The organism is Telluria sp. ZB4P34, assembly GCF_059686055.1.
This window is the reverse complement of sequence record NZ_JCASIF010000007.1, coordinates 147981-167655: the sequence shown is the minus strand read 5'-3', so window position 1 is coordinate 167655 and position 19675 is coordinate 147981. Positions and strand designations below refer to the sequence as shown.

The 19675-nt window shown below is 66.2% G+C and carries 15 protein-coding genes; 13 read left to right on the top strand and 2 right to left on the bottom strand.

All coding sequences use genetic code 11. The annotated features are described in order from the left end of the window. The first annotated feature begins 7 nt into the window (after positions 1–7). Complete coding sequence (locus AC56KL_RS14100; RefSeq protein WP_497180789.1) at positions 8–805, top strand: carbon-nitrogen hydrolase family protein; 798 nt, start codon at positions 8–10, stop codon at positions 803–805. A 20-nt stretch (positions 806–825) separates the two neighbouring features. On the opposite strand, the gene AC56KL_RS14095 is transcribed toward AC56KL_RS14100, so the two are convergent. Continuing rightward, entirely contained in the window at positions 826–1296 is a 471-nt protein-coding gene (locus AC56KL_RS14095) for a hypothetical protein (RefSeq protein WP_497180788.1), read from the bottom strand. A gap of 187 nt (positions 1297–1483) precedes the next feature. Here AC56KL_RS14095 and tldD point away from each other — a divergent pair, with 187 nt between their 5' ends. Then, positions 1484–2944, top strand: coding sequence for a metalloprotease TldD (tldD, locus tag AC56KL_RS14090; protein ID WP_497180787.1), 1461 nt, complete (start codon positions 1484–1486; stop codon positions 2942–2944). A gap of 129 nt (positions 2945–3073) precedes the next feature. Here the strand turns inward: tldD and AC56KL_RS14085 are convergent, their stop codons facing one another. Next, positions 3074–5980 carry a TonB-dependent receptor gene (locus AC56KL_RS14085; RefSeq protein ID WP_497180786.1) on the bottom strand — a complete coding sequence of 969 codons (2907 nt, stop codon included), beginning with the start codon at positions 5978–5980 and terminating at the stop codon, positions 3074–3076. A 553-nt stretch (positions 5981–6533) separates the two neighbouring features. On the opposite strand from AC56KL_RS14085, the gene aroG reads away from it, so the two are divergent. The 11 genes from aroG to nusA all read left to right on the top strand — a co-directional run bounded on the left by aroG (position 6534) and on the right by nusA (position 19642). Continuing rightward, positions 6534–7592 (top strand): 3-deoxy-7-phosphoheptulonate synthase AroG, encoded by a 1059-nt coding sequence (gene aroG, locus AC56KL_RS14080; RefSeq protein WP_497180785.1) that lies wholly within the window; start codon positions 6534–6536, stop codon positions 7590–7592. Between the two features lie 219 nt (positions 7593–7811). Continuing rightward, the gene (locus AC56KL_RS14075) at positions 7812–8750 is read left to right on the top strand and encodes an ABC transporter permease (RefSeq protein WP_497180784.1); all 939 of its coding nucleotides are present in this window, start codon (positions 7812–7814) and stop codon (positions 8748–8750) included. Further along, positions 8747–9769: an ABC transporter permease gene (locus tag AC56KL_RS14070; protein WP_497180783.1), complete on the top strand. Its 1023-nt coding sequence runs from the start codon at positions 8747–8749 to the stop codon at positions 9767–9769. Before AC56KL_RS14075 ends, AC56KL_RS14070 begins: the two co-directional genes overlap by 4 nt. Continuing rightward, entirely contained in the window at positions 9766–11466 is a 1701-nt protein-coding gene (locus AC56KL_RS14065; protein ID WP_497180782.1) for an ABC transporter ATP-binding protein, read from the top strand. Before AC56KL_RS14070 ends, AC56KL_RS14065 begins: the two co-directional genes overlap by 4 nt. Positions 11467–11527: 61 nt before the next feature. Then, the gene (locus tag AC56KL_RS14060; RefSeq protein WP_497180781.1) at positions 11528–11950 is read left to right on the top strand and encodes a hemerythrin domain-containing protein; all 423 of its coding nucleotides are present in this window, start codon (positions 11528–11530) and stop codon (positions 11948–11950) included. Between the two features lie 50 nt (positions 11951–12000). Then, positions 12001–12945, top strand: a complete 945-nt coding sequence (locus AC56KL_RS14055) for a VTT domain-containing protein (protein ID WP_497180780.1) — start codon at positions 12001–12003, stop codon at positions 12943–12945. 148 nt (positions 12946–13093) lie between these two features. Continuing rightward, a complete protein-coding gene (locus AC56KL_RS14050) occupies positions 13094–14107 on the top strand; it encodes a glucokinase (protein ID WP_497180779.1) in 1014 nt (337 codons plus the stop codon). A gap of 398 nt (positions 14108–14505) precedes the next feature. Next, on the top strand, positions 14506–15258 hold the full coding sequence (gene scpB, locus AC56KL_RS14045; RefSeq protein ID WP_497180778.1) for an SMC-Scp complex subunit ScpB: 753 nt from the start codon (positions 14506–14508) through the stop codon (positions 15256–15258). Then, positions 15245–17158, top strand: a complete 1914-nt coding sequence (gene rluB, locus AC56KL_RS14040) for a 23S rRNA pseudouridine(2605) synthase RluB (RefSeq protein ID WP_497180777.1) — start codon at positions 15245–15247, stop codon at positions 17156–17158. Before scpB ends, rluB begins: the two co-directional genes overlap by 14 nt. Before the next feature lie 433 nt (positions 17159–17591). Then, positions 17592–18080 (top strand): ribosome maturation factor RimP, encoded by a 489-nt coding sequence (rimP, locus tag AC56KL_RS14035; RefSeq protein WP_497180776.1) that lies wholly within the window; start codon positions 17592–17594, stop codon positions 18078–18080. Then, positions 18077–19642 (top strand): transcription termination factor NusA, encoded by a 1566-nt coding sequence (nusA, locus tag AC56KL_RS14030; protein ID WP_497180775.1) that lies wholly within the window; start codon positions 18077–18079, stop codon positions 19640–19642. Before rimP ends, nusA begins: the two co-directional genes overlap by 4 nt. The last annotated feature ends 33 nt before the right edge of the window (positions 19643–19675 follow it).

The window sequence follows — 19675 nt, the reverse complement described above, 5'->3', positions numbered from 1 at the left end:
CATGGACATGACCAAGGTAGCCGCGGTGCAGATGGTGTCCACCCCGCGGGTGGAAGACAACCTGGCGCGCGCGCGCCGGCTGGTGGCGCAGGCGGTAAGCGCAGGCGCGTCGCTGGTGGCCCTGCCCGAGTACTGGCCGATCATGGGCATGAGCGACACCGACAAGGTCGGCCACGCCGAGCCGGAAGGCGCAGGCCCGATCCAGGCTTGCATGGCGGAGCTGGCGCGCGAACACGGCATCTGGCTGGTGGGCGGCACGCTGCCGCTGGTCTCGCACGACGCCGGCAAGGTGCTCAACACCACCCTGGTCTACGACCCCCAGGGCAGGCAGGTGGGTCATTACGACAAGATCCACCTGTTCGGCTTCAACAAGGGCGCCGAATCCTACGACGAGGCGCGCACCATCGTGCCGGGCCAGGCGGTGGGCAGCTTCGATGCGCCGTTCGGCCGCGTCGGGCTGTCGGTGTGCTACGACCTGCGCTTCCCCGAGCTGTTCCGCGCGATGGGCGAATGCGCGCTGATCATCGTCCCGGCCGCCTTCACCCACACCACCGGCCTGGCGCACTGGGAAGTGCTGCTCCGCGCCCGTGCGATCGAGAACCAGTGCTACGTGCTGGCCTCGGCGCAGGGCGGCGTGCACGAGAACGGCCGCCGCACCTTCGGGCACAGCATGCTGATCGATCCGTGGGGAGAAGTGAAGGCGGTGCTGCCGGAAGGCGAGGGGGTCATTACAGGCACCCTGGACGACGCCTTCCTGGTCAGCGTGCGCGAAAGCCTGCCGGCGCTCAAGCACCGCAAGCTCTGACAAGCTTCGCGCATACCTGGCTACGGCGCTGCCAGCGCGCCGGCATCCACGCCGAGGTGCTCGGTGCACGCCGGCCTGCCTGGGTAACTTCCGTCCGCAAGCGACTGGGCGAGCCCGACGCCAATGGACAGGACCTCGACATCGGGAGCGAAGGCCACCCGTTTCAGCGTCTCTTCCACAACGGCTCGGTCTTTCCCGGTCGCCCCATCCTTGAACCGGACAAGGAACTGCGTCTTGCCGTGCGTCGTGATACTGCTTACAGGACCCGCGCCCGGCACCAATGTCAGCGCTTTCGACACCGGCTCCTGCACGTATCGCCCAACCCGCTTGACGTCCTGTTCCGTGACACACACGTCGACGGAGACCGCCTGGCGAGGCGACGGCTCGGCACGCCACAGCGCTTTACCGCCCAGCAGCAACAGCGCAATCAGCAGCGCCGGCAATAGCCACCGAGTCGCAATCATGTCATCCCTTCCAATCATGAGGGTCATAGTCGAATTATTCGACAAGATCCCTTTGTTTATTAATAGTAAGCCATGTTTCATGACACTATTCAAGTGTAGGGAGGACCGAGCTCAATAATTCCAGTCTGACCCTATTTGGGGTGCGTGACACGCGTCCGGTAGGGAGGGACGGGATATGGCACAATGCGTCATCCAACCGAACGACCGAACGCAAATGAAACCATTCGAACCGAACCTTTCCTCCCTGGCTGTCGCACGCGACGTGCTGCTGACGCCATTCGGCCTCGACGAGGGCAAGCTGCTGAACGCGCTGGGCTCGATGTTCACGCACAAGGTCGATTACGCCGACCTGTATTTCCAGTTCACCAAGAGCGAAGGCTGGAGCCTGGAAGAGGGCATCGTCAAGACCGGCAGCTTCTCGATCGACCAGGGCGTGGGCGTGCGCGCCGTCTCTGGTGATCGCACGGCCTTTTCGTATTCCGACGAGATTTCCGAAGCGGCGCTGCTGGACGCGGCGGCTGCCACCCGCACCATTGCCCGCGCAGGCGCGGGCAAGATGAAGATCGCCACCGCGGCGCGCCCGACCGGCGGCCGCTCGCTCTACCTGCCGCACGACCCGCTCGCTTCGCTCGATGCGACCGCGAAGGTGAAACTGCTCGAGCGCGTCGAGAAGATGGCGCGCGCCAAGGATCCGCGCGTGGTGCAGGTGATGGCCGGCCTGGCCGGCGAATACGACGTGGTGCTGGTGGTGCGCAGCGACGGCGTGCTGGCGGCCGACATCCGTCCGCTGGTGCGGGTGTCCGTCACCGTCATCGCCGAGCAGAACGGCCGGCGCGAAGTCGGCTCGTCGGGGGGCGGCGGCCGTTACGATTACGGCTATTTCAGCGATGAGCTGCTCGACAAGTATGCGACCGAAGCGGTGAACTCGGCCTGCGTCAACCTGGAGGCCCGTCCGGCCCCGGCTGGTCCAATGACCATCGTGCTCGGCCCGGGCTGGCCCGGCGTGCTGCTGCACGAAGCGGTGGGTCATGGCCTGGAAGGCGACTTCAACCGCAAGGGCTCGTCGGCCTACGCCGGCCGCATCGGCGAACGGGTGGCGGCCAAGGGCGTCACCGTGGTCGACGACGGCACCCTGCAGGACCGCCGCGGCTCGCTCAACATGGACGACGAAGGCAACCCGACCCAGTGCACCACGCTCATCGAGGACGGTATCCTGAAGGGCTATATCCAGGACACGATGAACGCGCGCCTGATGAAGATGCCGGTGACCGGCAATGCGCGCCGCGAGTCCTTCGCCCACCTGCCGATGCCCCGCATGACGAATACCTACATGCTGGCTGGTGATAAAGATCCGGAAGAAATCCTGGCGTCGGTGAAGAACGGCCTGTACGCGGTCAATTTCGGTGGCGGCCAAGTCGACATCACCAACGGCAAGTTCGTGTTCTCGGCCAGCGAAGCCTACATGATCGAGAATGGCAAGATCAGTTATCCGGTGAAGGGCGCGACCCTGATCGGCAATGGCCCGGAAACGATGAACAACATCTCCATGATCGGCAACGACATGCGCCTGGATTCGGGCGTGGGCGTCTGCGGCAAGGAAGGCCAGAGCGTGCCGGTCGGCGTGGGCCAGCCGACCCTGCGCATCGAGGGCGTCACCGTGGGCGGGACCGCCTGAGGGGCACCTTGCCCAATGGAAAGCCGGCCTGTGCTGAAAGCAGGTCGGCTTTTTTTTGAGCATGAATGCCCAGAGTACGCATCCGGGGCCAGCCAGCGCGCCGCCCGCCCCGGATGGCCGCGGGCTGGGTCAGAAGGTGTAGCGCGCTCCCAGGGTAGCGAAGCGGCCGATCGCGCCGTAGTAGTCGAGCGGGTTGTACGACACCGCGCCGTAGGTGAGCGGATCGAGCGGAGCCTTCTTGTCGAACACGTTCTGGATCGAGCCGAAGATTTCCCAGCGCTGTTGCGGCTTCCAGCGGAACACCAGGTCGACGGTCGTGAACGAGGCCAGTTCGCAATCGGTCGGTGCATCGTTACCGTTGGCGAAGTGGGTGGCGCAGCCGGCCGGGTCGTCCTTGAACAGCGTGTTGTCGATGCGGCCGCGGTAGTTCACGTTGGCCGACACGCGCCAGTCGCTGCGCTCCCAGCTGGCGCGCAGGTTGACTTTATGATCGGGCGTGCCGACGCAGTTGGTCACGTCGCAGTTGCCGTGGGTGCCGGCGTAATCGCGCGTGCTGCCGTCCTGCTCGGTGCGTTCCCACTTGTCGAGGTAGGTGTACTTGGCGTCGAACACCAGGTTGCCATACCCGCCCGGCAGCGGGAAGCTCTGGCGCGCGTCGAGGTCGATGCCGCGCACCTTCGTGCTGGCCGAGTTCACGTAGCGGGCCAGCACGGCGGTGATGGCGCCGGGGTCGCCCGGAATGGTCGGCACCGCGGTGCTGGGGTCGCGCGCCACGCTGCCGGCGGCGATGGCGGCGTCGATCTGCTCCTGGTTGATCTCGTTCTTGCGCTTGATCTGCCAGAAGTCGAGCGAGATGCTGGTGCGCGGCAGCGGATCCCAGATCACCCCCACGTTCCAGCTCTTCGAGCGTTCCGGGCTCAGGGCCTGGTTGGGCGAGGTGATGATCGCGATCGAGGCCGGGTTGCAGGCCGCCTGCACGCCCAGGCTGCAGCGCAAGGGGTCGCCGGCGGTCGAGAACGCCGCCAGGCCGCCGACGCCGTTCTCGGCCGGGCTGGGCGCGCGGAAGCCGCGCGCGAAAGTCGAGCGCAGGGCGAAATTGCGCACCGGCGTCCATTTGACGCCGGCCTTCGGCGTCCAGGCGTCGCCCACGTCGGTGAAGTGGTCGTAGCGCATGGCGCCGGTGATCTCGACGCCGGGCCACACCGGCGCCAGCACTTCGCCGTACAGGACAGCCACGTTGCGCTGGCCGTCGTAGGCGGAGTAGCCGAGGCCGATGATGTTGCCGCGTTCGGTGCCGCTGGTCGGCTCCAGTTCGGCCGACTCGTGGCGGAACTCGGCGCCGACCGCCACCCCGAGTGCGCCGCCCGCCAGCTTGCCGAACTCGCGCGTGGCCTTGAAGTCGACCTGGGCGATCTCGGTGTGGGCGTCGTTGCTGATCGTGGGAGACAGCGCGGCGTAGATGGCCGGCGAGTTCAGGCCGGCATTTTCCCCGATCCGCCAGTAGCTGCCGACCGGCAGCGCGCGGTAGGCCGGATTGTTGGCGATCGCCGCCGCCACGTTGGCCGCGCTCGGGTCGAGCAGGGCGAAGGTGGCGTCGCGCGCGAGATAGCCGGTGCGCTCGTTCTGCACCTTGCTGCGCGAGTACAGCAGCGAGGTATCCCATTCCCAGTCGTAGCTGGTGCCGCGGATGCCGAGCAGGGCGCGGGTAAAGAAGGATTCGATGTCGGAGCGGCGCGGCCCGACGTCGGCCGCCAGGTAGCGCAGGCGCGCCGGCGTGCCGAAATACGGGTTGTCGGGGTGGGTGGCGCCGAACTGCACGCCGGCGTTGCTGACCGGCCCGCCGGGGTAGCCGACGTTGGCGTTGATGCCCGACGGCGTGGTGGCCGACTGGGTCAGGTTGCTGTACAGGTTGAGTTCGCCATAGGCCTCGAGCCCGGGGCGCACCATGGCCGTGCCGCGCCCGAACAGCGAGACGTATTCGGTCTGCGGCTGCATCTGGTTGTACAGGAAGGCTGCGTCGACCACGCAGCCGCCGCCCGGGTCGCCCTGCGGGTGGTTGGTGAAGTTGCCGCAGGCCGCGCCGGGGAAGGTACGGGTGAAGCCGACCCCGGCCGGATTGCCGCGGTTGGTGTAGTCGAGCGTGGTAGGGTTGCGCACGTTGCCGTTGATCGCGCTGCCGGCCGCGTTGTTGCCGGTGATGGCGCCAGTGCCGCCCAGCCCTTCCTGGGCCGAGAAACCCCAGGGACGCAGGTCGGCCTTGCCGATGTAGTCGCGGTTGCCGCGCTCGCGGTTCCAGACCTCGTCGGTGCGCTTGTACTCGAAGGTCAGCAGCGCATTGTAGCGGTCGGCATCGATGTCGCCCTTGCCCCAGGTGACGGCGACGTTCTGGTGCTGGCCGTCGCCGGCCTCGGCGGTGCCGACCATGGCGCGCACCGTGCTGCCCTGGAAGTCGCGGCGCAGGATGATGTTGACCACGCCGGCAATCGCGTCGGAGCCGTAGATGGCCGAGGCGCCGTCCTTCAGGATCTCGACCCGCTCGACCGCGTCGGACGGGATGACGTTGAGGTCGGCGAACACCTTCTGGCCGTCGTCGGCCAGGCCGTAGGGCGCCATCCGGCGGCCGTTGAGCAGCACCAGGGTCGAGGCGGTGCCGAGGCCGCGCAGCGAGATGCCGGAGGCGCCGGCGGCGAAGCCGCTGCCGAAGGTGACCGGCACCGAGCCCTGGTTGTCGACGGCGAGCGTCTGCAGCAGTTCGGCGACGGTGGTCTTGCCGGAACGCTCGATGTCGGCGCGGTTCACCGTCAGCACCGACGAGGCGGTTTCGGCCTGGGCGCGGCGGATGTTCGAGCCGGTGATTTCGACGCGGGCGACCGGCTTCGGCGCGGCCTCCTGCGCCTTCAGTTGGGAAGGCGCCGCCAGCAGTGCAAGGCCGACCGACATGCAGCCGGCCGACATGCAGCCGAGCGACGTGAGGCCGACGGCGCTGCCGCCGGCGAAGATGCGCCGCAGGGCGCGCGAGAGCAGGGTTTCAGTCATGTCCGGACTCCAGTAGTTGGGTTCGTTCCCGCCATGTCCGCTCGAGCCGTCTCTTGAATTTAATCAAATGCCGTAAAGACTTTTCTTGCGAGAACACAAGTACGGCGCGGAGAAATCGGGGGCTTGATGCGACTTTTGCACCGCTGCTCGAACGACGACTGATCCCGATCAAGGTGTGCGGAAAGGATGTGAATTCCTGTGGGGTTCCTGCAACCGCTCGCCAAATCAGCCCGTCACACTCGGCGCGGCCCGGTCCGCCGGCAGGCCCAGGGCTGCGCACAGCGTGGCCGGCGGCCGCCCGGAAAAGGCTTGCCAACCGTTACACAATGGCGTTATAGTCAGGCGAACAAGGTCTCCAGGACCATCCGGACTTTTCATGCACCAGCACGTTTTCTTTACCTGCTACTTTTACTTTAGCCATTCCAGCCCCGTGGCGGTGGAGTAGCGGCAGGTTCACGCGATTCAAGAACAGTCCGACGCAATCCAGACAAACCGCCAGCGATGGCGGTTTTTTCGTTTTATAGCCCAGGTAAAACACAATACGGAGTACAGCATGCCCCGCACCGACGATTTACGCATCCGCGAAATGAAGGAATTGACGCCGCCCTCGCACCTGATCCGCGAGTTCCCGGTCACCCCGGCGGCCGAGCAGACCGCGGCGGGCGCGCGCGTGGCCCTGCATCGCATCCTGCATGGCCAGGACGACCGCGTGATGGTGGTGGTGGGCCCGTGTTCGATCCACGACCCGAAGGCGGCGCTCGAGTACGCACGCGGCCTGGCCGAGCAGCGCCGTCGCTTTGCCGGCGAGCTCGAGATCATCATGCGCGTGTACTTCGAGAAGCCGCGCACCACGGTCGGCTGGAAGGGCATGATCAACGACCCGTATATGGACAATAGCTTCCGCATCAACGACGGCCTGCGCATGGCGCGCGAACTGCTGCGTGACGTCAACGAAATGGGCCTGCCGGCCGGCACCGAATTCCTGGATGTGATCAGCCCGCAGTACATCGCCGATCTGGTGAGCTGGGGCGCCATCGGCGCCCGGACCACCGAATCGCAGGTGCACCGCGAGCTGGCTTCGGGCCTGTCCTGTCCGGTGGGCTTCAAGAACGGCACCGACGGCAACATCAAGATCGCGGCCGACGCGATCAAGGCGGCCTCGCAGCCGCATCACTTCCTGTCCGTGACCAAGGGCGGGCATTCGGCGATCGTGTCGACCGCCGGCAACGAGGACTGCCACATTATCCTGCGCGGCGGCAAGGCGCCGAACTACGACGCAGCCAGCGTCGACGAGGCCTGCCGCCAGCTGGCGGCCAACGGACTGGCCAGCCGCCTGATGATCGACGCCTCGCATGCCAACAGCAGCAAGAACCCGCAGAACCAGGTGCCGGTGTGCGCCGACATCGCAGCCCAGATCGCGGCGGGCGACGACCGCATCGTGGGCGTGATGATCGAATCGCACCTGGTGGGCGGGCGCCAGGACCTGGTGCCGGGAAGGGAGCTGACCTACGGCCAGTCGGTGACGGACGGCTGCATCGACTGGGAAACCAGTATTGGAGTGCTGGAGGGGCTGGCGGCGGCGGTGCGCCAGCGCCGGGTGCGGCAGGAGTAGGGTGGTCGGCTTGGCCGACCGCGCGTTCAAATCACATCGATGCTGCCCGCGCGGATATTCTTGTGCTGGTTGAACGCGCCGGCGTTTGTAATTCCGGGCATTGCCCGAAATTACCCCGACCACCCTACGTTATGACGAGGCCACGAAAAAGAATGGCCGAACCCGCCATTTCGGGTCGGCAACGCGGCAGAATAAGCGCTTCAACCATCCGGGAGTTCCATGCTTAGCTTTATCGTCCGCCGGCTCTGGCAGATGCTGCCGACCATGCTCGGGGTGGTGGTGCTGGTGTTCGTGCTGTTCAACTGGGTCGGCGGCGACCCGGCCTACCTGCTGGCCGGGAAGATGGCCGATACGGCCGCCATCGAGAACATCCGGCGCCAGCTCGGCACCGACCAGCCGTATCCGGTGCAGCTATGGATCTTCATCCAGCAGATCCTGAGCTTCGACTTCGGCAATGCCTGGAGCACGGGCGAGCCGGTGTCGCACATCATTTCCAGCCGCCTGGGGCCTTCGCTCACGGTGCTGGTGCCCCTCACCATCCTGGAAACCGTGCTCGGCATCGCCCTGGCGCTGGCCATCGCCTTCGTGCGCGGCTCGCTCACCGACCGCGCGGTGATGGTGGCCTGCACGGTCGGCATGTCGATCTCGATCCTGGTCTACATCATCGTGTTCCAGTACGTGTTCGCCTACGAGCTCGGGCTGTTCCCGGTGCAGGGCTGGGGCGACAGCCTGGGCGAGAACCTGCTGCGCTACGCACTGCTGCCCATCATCATCGGGCTGGCGGTGTCGATCGCGCCCACCCTGCGCCTGTACCGCAGCTTCGTGCTGGACGAGGTGGGGCAGGACTACGTGCGCACCGCGCGCGCCAAGGGGCTGCCGGAACGGCGCGTGGTCTGGGTGCACGTGCTGCGCAATGCGGCGATCCCGATCATCACCCACGTCATGGCCAACCTGCCGGCGCTGCTGATCGGCGCATTCCTGCTGGAGCGCTTCTTCGGCATCCCGGGGATCGGGCGCGAAGTCATCCTGGCGGTGGAGCGCAGCGACTTCCCGGTGATCAAGGCGATCACGGTCTACGTGGCCGCCGCGACCATGGTGTTCAACCTGCTGGCCGACCTGCTGTACCAGGCGGTGGACCCGAGGGTGCAGCTGAAATGAGGGACGGATTGAGCCCGAACCTGCAGTCGCCCGGCCTGTGGGCGCTGGCCTGGCGTCGCCTGCGCGCCGACCGCATCGCGATGGTCGCGCTGGCGACCGTGGCGGGCTTCCTGCTGATGGTGGCCCTGTCGGCCGCCGGCCTGGTCGCGGCCGACTGGGAAGACGAAGTGGCGGTCAATTACGCGCCGCCAGGTTTCGTCGGCGCCGACGCCGGCGTGCGTGCGCTCGCCGCAGCCCAGTTGCCGCGCGAAACCCCGCCCAACGCCTTCGATCCCCTGGCGCAGGACCTGGCCGAACTCAAGGCGCAGGTCCGCGCCAGCCATCCGCCGGTGGCGAAGACGACCACGCTGCCTTTCGGGGCCGACAAGTGGGGCCACGACATCGTCAAGAAAACCATCAAGGGCGGCGAGACTTCGATCGTGGTGGGCCTGGTGGCGGCATTCGTCGCGGTGGCGCTGGGCACCCTGTTCGGGGCCTTGTCCGGTTTCTATGGCGGCCTGGTGGACGACCTGTTTAACTGGTTCTACAGCATCTTCACGTCGATCCCGTCGATCCTGATGATCCTGACCGTGGCCGCCGTGCTGCAGCAGAAAGGCGTCATGACGATCGTGCTGATCCTGGGCCTGACCGGCTGGACCGGGCCCTACCGGCTGATGCGCGCGGAGTACATCAAGCACAAGGCGCGCGAATACGTGATGGCGGCCGACGCCATCGGCGCCTCCAGCCTGCGCCGGATGTTCGGCCACATCCTGCCGAACGTCTCGCACGTGGCCCTGGTGCAGATGTCGATCCTGGTGGTGGGCTTCATCAAGGCCGAGGTGATCCTGTCCTTCCTCGGCTTCGGGGTGCCGGTCGGCGTGGTGTCCTGGGGCAGCATGCTGAACGAGGCGCAGAACGAACTCATCCTCGGCAAGTGGTGGCAGCTGGCCGCCGCGGCGGGCGCCATGGCGCTGCTGGTGACCGCCTTCTCGCTGTTTGCGGACGCCCTGCGCGACGCGCTCGACCCGAAGCTCAAATGACGATCGACCAGACTCCCTTGTTGCAGGTGCGCGAGCTGCGCATCTCCTTCCGCGTCGACAGGAAGCACACGGCCGAGGCGGTGAAGGGCGTGTCCTTCGACGTGCCGAGGAACAGCACGGTCGCCCTGGTGGGCGAATCCGGCAGCGGCAAGTCGGTCAGCTCGCTGGCCGTGATGGGCCTGCTGCCGGCCGACACGACCATCATCCATTCGGGCTCGCGCGCCATCTTCGAGGGGCGCGAGCTCCTGGGGCTGCCCCTGGCCGAACGGCGCAAGCTGTGCGGCAAGGACATCGCGATGATCTTCCAGGAGCCGATGTCCTCGCTTAATCCGGTGTTCACGGTCGGCTTCCAGGTGGGCGAGGTGCTGCGCCGGCACATGGGCATGAACGCCAGGCAGGCGCGCGCGCGCACGCTCGAGCTGCTGGCGGAGGTCGGGATTCCCGACCCTGCCGCCAAGATCGATGCCTATCCGAGCCAGATGTCGGGCGGCCAGCAGCAGCGCGTGATGATCGCGATGGCGATCGCCTGCGAACCGAAGCTCCTGATCGCCGACGAGCCGACCACGGCGCTCGACGTGACGATCCAGAAGCAGATCATGGACCTGATCGCGCGCCTGCAAAAGAAGCACCAGATGGCGGTGCTGTTCATCACCCACGACCTCGCCCTGGTGGCCGAGATCGCCGACCGCGTGATCGTGATGCGCCATGGCGAGGTGCGCGAGGAGGGCGAGGCAGCCCAGGTGTTCGGCGCCCCTCTTGACGCCTATACCCGGGCCCTGCTGCACTGCAGGCCGAGCCTGGACCAGCGGCCGGTGCGCCTGCCCGTGATCGACGACTATCTGGAGGGCCGCTTCACGGCCGATACCCGGCTGCCGCAGCGCACCCGCGGCAGCGCACCAGGCGACGAACCGGTGCTGGTGGTGAAGAACCTGGCCAAGAGCTTCTGGCTGCGCGATGGCCTGTTCAAGAAGCGCGAGTTCAAGGCGGTGAAGGACGTGTCGTTCACGCTGGCGCGCGGCAAGACGCTGGGCGTGGTGGGCGAGTCGGGATCGGGCAAGACCACGGTCGGACTGACCCTGCTGCGCCTGCACCGCGCCACGGCGGGGAGCGCCATGTTCGAGGGCCGCGACCTGCTCGGCATGGCCGACCGCGACTACCAGGCCTACAAGCGGCGCATCCAGATCATCTTCCAGAACCCCTATGCTTCGCTGAACCCGCGCTTCACGGTCGGGCAGATCCTGCTGGAGCCGATGCGCATCCACCGCATCGGCCTGGATGACGCCGAACGGGTGGGGATGGCGCACACCCTGTTGAAGCGGGTCGGGCTGCCGGAGGGGGCTTTCCACCGCTATCCGCACGAGTTCTCCGGCGGGCAGCGCCAGCGCATCGCCATCGCGCGCTGCCTGACCATGAAGCCGGACATCCTCGTGTGCGACGAGTCGGTATCGGCGCTCGACGTGTCGGTGCAGGCCCAGGTGCTGAACCTGCTGCAGGACCTGCAGGACGAGTACGGCATGAGCTACATCTTCATCTCGCACGACTTGTCGGTGGTGAAGTACATTGCCGACCAGGTGATGGTGATGCACCACGGGAGCGTGGTCGAGATGGCGGACTCCGACGAGCTGTACCGCAATCCGCAGCACGCCTACACGCGCAGCCTGCTGGCGGCCATTCCGGGCAAGGGAGGGCGGACTTAAACAAGTATTTAATTTGAATCTTATGCTAAGATGAAACCCTGTCCTTAGAGAAAGGTTCATCGTGAATATCGATAAGTTCAAACACCAGCACATCGACATCCTGTCGAGCATCGCGCGCCTGCGCCAGCTGTCGCGCGCGGGCGTGCCTGAAAACGCCGCGGCAATCGCGGCGCAGATCGTGCAGGTCAGCGGGCTGGTCAAGCTGCACCTCGCCGGCGAGGACCGCAACCTGTACCCGGCGCTGGAAGGCAGCGGGGATGCGCGGCTGGCGCACATGAGCCGGGCCTACCGTGACGAGATGAAGGACATCGCGCAGGCCTACCTCGGCTTTGCCGCCAGGTGGAACACGGCGCGCCAGGTGACGCTGGACCCGAGCGGGTTCCGCACCGACGCCAACCAGGTGCTGCGCCGCCTGTTCGAGCGGATCCAGCGCGAGGACCGCGACTTCTATCCCGCCATCGATACCGCCGCACTTGCCGCCTGAAACCCGGCAGACCCCGTGTGAGGGGCGCTTTTTTGCAGTACTATGCAACGATGAGCCAACTTGTCGAACTGATCCAGAATTACGGCGTGCTGATCGTATTCGGCATCGTCCTCGTCGAGCAGTTCGGCCTGCCCATTCCCGCCTTTCCGATCCTGATCGTGGCCGGTGCGCTCTCGGTGGGCGGCGCCGTCAGCTGGCAGCTGTGCCTGCTGTCCGCGGTGCTCGCCTGCCTCATCTGCGACGTTTTCTGGTTCCGCGCCGGGCGCTTCTACGGCAAGCGCATCCTGCGCCTGCTGTGCAAGATCTCGCTGTCGCCTGACTCGTGCGTCAACCAGACCGAGGACCGCTTCCGCCGCTTCGGCGCGAAGTCGCTGCTGGTGTCCAAGTTCGTCCCCGGTTTCAATACCATCGCGGCCCCGCTGTCGGGCGCCATCGGCACCCGTTCCCGCCCCTTCCTGGCCTATGCCATGACCGGCGCCGCGCTGTGGAGCGGCACCGGCATCCTGCTGGGCATCCTGTTCCACGACGGCGTCGAAGAACTGCTCGGCTGGCTCGAGGCCGCCGGCGGCACCGCGCTGTCGGTGCTGGCCACGCTGCTGTTGCTGTTCATCGCGGTCAAGTATGTGGAGCGGCGCCGGCAGCGATCCCGCAGCGCCGTGCCGCGCATCGAGATCGCCGAACTGATGGCGCTGATCGACGGCGGCCACGATCCCCTCATCGTCGATGCACGCAGCCTGACGGCGCAACAGCTCGACGCCGCCATTCCAGGCGCGCTGGTATTCCAGTCCTGCGCCCCGGGCCAGCTGATGCCTGCCCTGGACAAGGAGCGCCATATCGTCGTCTATTGCAGCTGTCCGAACGACGTGACCGCGGCCGAGGTGGCGAAACAGTTTCTTGACAATGGTTTTCACCGGGCACGTCCGCTGAAGGGTGGGCTCGAGGCCTGGCGCGACCATGAAGGAGCAGGGCCGGAGATGGCGCCAGTGAGCTGTTAAGTTGAGGTAGTTCGACTACTTCAATCCGATATTTTCATCACGCCTCCAGCAAGATCATTCGTGGCTTGATGTACCTAAACTACAAAATCTGCTTGTAAGACTACTACAAAGTTTAGTAAGCTTGGTCATCGCTCCTTTATTAGCTGCAATGACCGCCTTTCCTTCCAGCCTCGATACCGATTCGCGCACCCACGCCGGCGGCGCGCGCCTGCTCGCCGACATCGGCGGCACCAATGCGCGCTTTGCGCTGGAGACCGCCCCGGGCCGCTTCGAGGTGATCGAGGTGCTGTCCTGCCAGGGCCATGCGACACTGGCGGACGCCATCCGCGCCTACCTGGCGCTGCCTGGTGTGGCTGCCCTGCACGCTGGCATCCACCATGCGGCTATTGCGATCGCCAACCCGATCACCGGCGACCAGGTGCGCATGACCAACCACCACTGGGCCTTCTCGATCGAAGCGCTGCGCCGGGAGTGCGGTTTCGACACGCTGGTGGTGGTGAATGATTTCTCGGCGCTGGCCCGTTCGCTGCCCCACCTGGGCAGGCAGAAGCGCCAGGTCGGCGGCGGCGTGCAGGTGGCGGACGCGCCGCTCGGCCTGCTGGGCGCAGGCACCGGGCTCGGCGTATCGGGCCTGATTCCCTGCGCGAACAGCTGGACCGCGCTGCGCAGCGAGGGCGGCCACGTGAGCTTCTCGCCCGCCAACGAGCTCGAAGTCGCCATTCTCCAGTACGCCTGGCGCGAGTACGAGCACGTCTCGAGCGAGCGCCTGCTGTCGGGCGCCGGGGTGGAACTGATCTATCGCGCACTGAGCGACCGTGCCGGCCGCCCGGACAGCCTGGCCGCACCCGAGATCTCGCGCCGCGCCCTGGCGGGCGAGTGCGCGCTGTGCGACGAGGTGCTGGAAGCCTTCTGCGGCATGCTGGGCACCGCCGCCGGCAACCTGGCCATCACCCTCGGCGCGCAGGGCGGCGTGTATATCGGCGGCGGCATCGTGCCGCGCCTGGGCGAGCGCTTCATGAATTCGTCGTTCCGCCGCCGTTTCGAGCAGAAGGGCCGGTTCAGCGCCTACCTGGCCGAGGTCCCGACCTATGTGATCACGGCCGACTACCCGGCTTTCCTCGGCGTGTCGGCGATTTTGTCGGAAAAACTGTCCGCCGCTTGATCAAATCCGGTCTTCCGGTGCGCCGCGGCGGCTGCCCCTTGTCCGTTCGCGTGTTTTATCGGTTACAATGGCCGGCAATTGTCAGAAACGCCGTCGTCTGTTCGCGTCGTCCGCCCGCGCCTTGCGCTCCAGGAACCGCCTCCCTGCGATGCGCCCGGCAGTTCACAGGGCCGCGTTTCGCCTGAAAGACCGACCGTTACCGCCCGCCTGGCACGCGGGCAGCAGTAATGGGCACCAGGCCCGTTACCTTTGCCAGCCCGGCGCATTCCAGCCCGGGCCCACGGATTCCAGAGTTTGCGCGCAGCACCTTCGCACCGCGGCCGTTTGGCCAGCGGCTGGCATCCGCCAAACGTACTTGTTTTGATGTTCTTGCATTCGAAGCGTGACCACATCGCGATATGAATACTGACGAGGCCAAGCGTGTCCTCGAGACCGCCTTGCTTTGCGCGCGCGAGCCGATGACGATCCACGGCATGAAGAAGCTCTTCGCCGAGGTCGATGCGGGCGGCCGCCAGCTGAATGCCGGTGTCGGTAGCGACACGATCAAGATCTTGCTGGAAGAATTGCGCCAGGACTGGCAGGGCCGCGGCATCGAGATCGTCAGCCTGGCCTCCGGCTGGCGCTTCCAGAGCCGGCCCGAGATGAAGCCGTATCTCGACCGCCTGTCGCCGGAGAAGCCGCCGAAGTATTCGCGTGCGACGCTCGAGACGCTGGCGATCATCGCCTACCGCCAGCCGGTCACGCGCGGCGACATCGAAGAGATCCGCGGCGTGGCCGTGAATTCGCAGACGATCAAGCTGCTCGAAGACCGCGGCTGGATCGACGTGCTCGGCCACCGCGAAGTGGTAGGGCGCCCGGCGCTGCTGGGCACCACCAGGCAGTTCCTGGACGACCTCGGCCTGGCGTCGCTGTCGCAGCTGCCTCCGCTGCAGCCGGTGGCCGAAGGGCCCGACAGCCGCAGCCTCGAGGCGCTGGAGGCGGCGCTGAACGACAATTTTGACAGGGCGGCCGCGCTTGAACCGGCGGACGCCGGCGAGACAGACACTGAGGCCGGCGCGCTGCCGGTCGAAGTCCCGATTTTTGACCAGGAAACGGCAGCCGCCGCTGGGCCGGGTCAGCACAATAAAGATATGAACGATGAACCCAACTGAACCGAACGACAAGCCCGTCGAGGCCGAAGGCACTCCTGCCGCCAAACCGAAGCGCACCCGCAAGCCGGCTGCCGCAGCCGCTCCCGCCGATGCCGTGCCCGTGACCGGTGCCGAACCGCCGGCCGCCGCCAAGCCGAAGCGCACCCGCAAGGAGCCGGCCGCGGTCGCCGGCGCCGACGCTGCAGCCGAGTCGCCGGTAGCCGAGGCCGCAGCCAAGCCGGCGCGCAAGCCGCGCGCCCCGAAGGCTGCTGCAGTCGAGGCGCCGGCCGCCGAGGCGCCGGCTTCGGCGGCGCAGGCCGCCGTCGCGTCCGAAGGCGAGCAGCGCAAGCCGCGCGGCCCGCGCCAGATGCGCGAGAAGCGCCAGGAACGCGAGGCGCGCCAGCAAGAAGAGCTTGCCGCCCAGGCGCCGGCCGAGGCAGTGCCGGCCGAGGCTGGCGCGGCCAGCTCCGCGCCTGACGCCGGGCAGCCGCAGGTCGAGGGCAAGCGCGAAGGGCGCGGCCGCAACCCGCCGCGCAACAAGCAGAACCCGCATGGCCTGCAGAGCCAGCGCCCGCAGCAGGGTGCGCAGCCGGCCGGGAAGGGGGCAGGCAAGCCCGGCAAGCAGGGCAGGCCGCAGCAGGGCAAGCCGCAGGGCGGCAAGGTCAATGACGCCGATGCCGTGTTTTCCTTCGTCACATCAAGCGATTTCGACGCCAATGAAGGCGGCCGCGGCAAGGCGCCGGCCAAGCCGGCGCGCCGCGACCTGACCGCCGACGACGACGCGCCGAAGCTGCACAAGGTGCTGGCCGAAGCCGGCCTGGGCTCGCGCCGCGACATGGAAGAACTGATCGTGGCGGGACGCGTCTCGGTGAACGGTGAGCCGGCCCACATCGGCCAGCGCATCCTGCCAACCGACGCGGTGCGCATCAACGGCAAACTGATCCAGCGCCGCGTGAACAACAGCAAGCCGCCGCGCGTGCTGGTGTACCACAAGCCGGCCGGCGAGATCGTCAGCCACGACGATCCGGAAGGCCGTCCGTCCGTGTTCGACCGCCTGCCGACCATGAAGACCGGCAAGTGGCTGGCCGTGGGCCGCCTCGACTTCAACACCGAGGGCCTGCTGCTGTTCACCACCTCGGGCGACCTGGCCAACCGCCTGATGCACCCGCGTTACAACATCGACCGCGAATACGCGGTGCGCACCCTGGGCGAACTGGAAGAAGGCATGCGCCAGAAGCTGCTGGCTGGCGTCGAACTCGACGATGGCCTGGCGTCGTTCTCGAAGGTCCAGGACGGCGGCGGCGAAGGCATCAACAAGTGGTACCGCGTGGTCATCGGCGAAGGCCGCAACCGCGAGGTGCGCCGCATGTTCGAGGCGGTCGGCTTGACCGTCTCGCGCCTGATCCGCACCCGCTACGGCGCCATGACCCTGCCGACCGGCCTCAAGCGCGGCCGCTGGGAAGAGCTCGAGGAGAACGACGTGCGCAGCTTGATGGCCGCGTTCGGCGTCGAGAAGAAGGGTGGCGCCGAGCCCAAGGGCAAGGGCGGCAAGCCGCCGCGCGACGAAGCGCGCCGCACTGACGGCAACCGCATCGACCGCACCGACGCCAACCGCAACGTCGATCCGTTCGGCCCGCCGGTAGTGCGCGCCGGCGTGCCGCGCCAGCAGGGACCGGGCGGCTTCGCGGGCGGCCGTCCGCAGGGGCCGGGAGCGAAGGGCGCCGGCGGCCAGGGCGGCAAGGCGCGCGGCGGCAACAATGCCGGCGCGTTCGGCGGCGGCAAGGGCGGCGGCAGCCGTCCGAAGCAGCCGGATCCGCTGCAGACCACCTTCGGCTTTGCCGGCACCGGCGGCGGCCGTCGCGGCGGCCAGGGGCCGCGCGGTTCGGAGCATGGCTTGCCGCGCCGCGGCCGCCGCGGCTGAGTGGATTCGTAGGGGTGATCTGGTCCAGTGGACCGGATCACGCTTCGCCGACCGCGCGTTCACATCCCATATGAACAGGCGATCCGTCGACTCATATACCGCCTGAACGCGCGGTCGGCAGAGCCGACCACCCTACGTAAAAGCAGAAATATCCCTTGCCGGCGGGCGCGCCATGCTGCAATGCAGTAGAATGCAGTCCATGCCCCTTGTGGTTATCCTGCCAACTGTTGCTTTTTTCTCCAACATCTGCCCGATTTTGCCCCGGCGATTGCGAGAGAGGCGGGATCGCTGTATAATTTGCAGCCTAATCGAAGTTCTTCCCAGTATTTACTTGGTGCAAGTGCTTTCATCTGGTTGGGTTGTGAATACAAAAAGATGGGCAGATGCCCATTTTTTTTTTGTTATTTTCGTTTTCGAGTCGTGGAGAAGCGTCGTGCAGCAGTTTGAACTCATCGCCAAGACAGTGGGTGGCCTCGGCTACGAGCTGGTGGACGTCGAACGGGGCGAGCGCGGCATCCTGCGCGTCTACATCGATTTCCCCGCGGACGTCGTGGAAGAGAAGGGCCTGATCACGGTCGAGGACTGCGCCACGGTCAGTCATCAGTTGACGCACGTGTTCACCGTCGAGAACGTGGATTATGAACGGCTGGAAGTGTCGTCGCCGGGCCTCGATCGTCCGGTGCGGACCCTGGCCGATTTTGCGCGCTTTGCCGGCCACGAATGCACCGTGAAACTGCGCGTCGCCATGCCTGGCAGTGCGAACAGGAAGACCTTCACCGGTATCCTGCGCGGCGTCGAAGGCGACAAGGTTGGTCTGGAATTTGATAATAAAGATGGTTCGGCGTTGTTGGAATTTACGCTGGCCGAATTGGACAAGGCACGCTTGGTGCCGCAGGTGGATTTTAGGAGTCGCAAAGCATGAGTCGCGAAATTTTGTTACTGGTGGATGCGCTTGCGCGCGAAAAGAACGTCGATAAGGAAGTGGTTTTCGGAGCGCTGGAGTTCGCGCTCGCGCAAGCCACGAAAAAACGCTATGAAGGCGAGGTCGACATTCGCGTGAGCATCGATCGCGACACCGGCGAATTCGAGACTTTCCGCCGCTGGCACGTCGTGCCGAACGAAGCCGGCCTGCAGCTGCCCGACCAGGAAATCCTGCACTTCGAAGCCATGGAACAGATTCCGGACATCGAAGTCGACGAATACATCGAAGACCCGATCGAATCGGTCGAGTTCGGCCGTCGTTTCGCCCAGGATACCAAGCAGGTCGTCCTGCAGCGCGTGCGCGATGCCGAGCGCGAGCAGATTTTGCAGGACTTCCTCGAGCGCGGCGACTCGCTCGTCACCGGCACCATCAAGCGCATGGAGCGCGGCGATGCCATCGTGGAATCGGGCAAGATCGAAGCGCGCCTGCCGCGCGACCAGATGATCCCGAAGGAAAACCTGCGCATCGGCGACCGCGTCCGCGCCTACATCCTGCGCGTGGACCGCAACATGCGCGGCCCGCAGGTGATCCTGTCGCGCACCGCGCCGGAATTCATCATGAAGCTGTTCGAACTCGAAGTACCCGAGATCGAGCAGGGCCTGCTGGAGATCAAATCGGCTGCCCGTGACGCCGGTGTACGCGCCAAGATCGCGGTGTTCACCGCCGACAAGCGCATCGACCCGATCGGTACCTGCGTCGGCATGCGCGGTTCGCGCGTGCAGGCCGTGACCGGCGAGCTGGGCGGCGAGCGCGTGGACATCGTGCTGTGGTCAGACGATCCGGCCCAGTTCGTGATCGGCGCCCTGGCGCCGGCGAATGTCTCCTCGATCATGGTCGACGAAGACAAGCACGCCATGGACGTGGTGGTCGACGAAGAGAACCTGGCGATCGCGATCGGCCGTTCGGGCCAGAACGTGCGCCTGGCCTCGGAACTGACCGGCTGGAAGATCAACATCATGACGGCCGAGGAATCGGCCAACAAGGTGGAGCAGGAAACCGCCGCGATCCGCGCGCTGTTCATGCAGAAGCTGGACGTCGACCAGGAAGTGGCCGACATCCTCGCCGATGAAGGTTTCTCCAGCCTTGAAGAAATCGCTTACGTCCCGATCTCCGAAATGCTGGAAATCGAGTCGTTCGACGAAGACACCGTCAACGAGCTGCGCACCCGCGCCCGTGACGCGCTGGTGACCGAAGCGATCGCTTCCGAAGAAGGCCTCGAAGGGATGGAAGAAGCCCTCGTGAACCTGGAAGGCATGGACCGCACCACCGCCGGCAAGCTCGGCCTGGCCGGGATCAAGACGGTCGACGCCTTCGCGGCGCTCGCCTACGACGAATTCGGCGCCATCCTGGCGCTGTCGTCGGACCGTGCCCGCGACCTGATCAAAAATGAATTTAGTGATGTGACCGACGAAGAGATGAAGCTGGTCGACAGCAAATACGATGACCGCGTCAAGGCTTTGCAGGCGAAAGCCTGGAGCCTGGCAGAAACGGTTAAGGCGTAATTTGCAAATCTTTATCATCTCAGCGACACATAG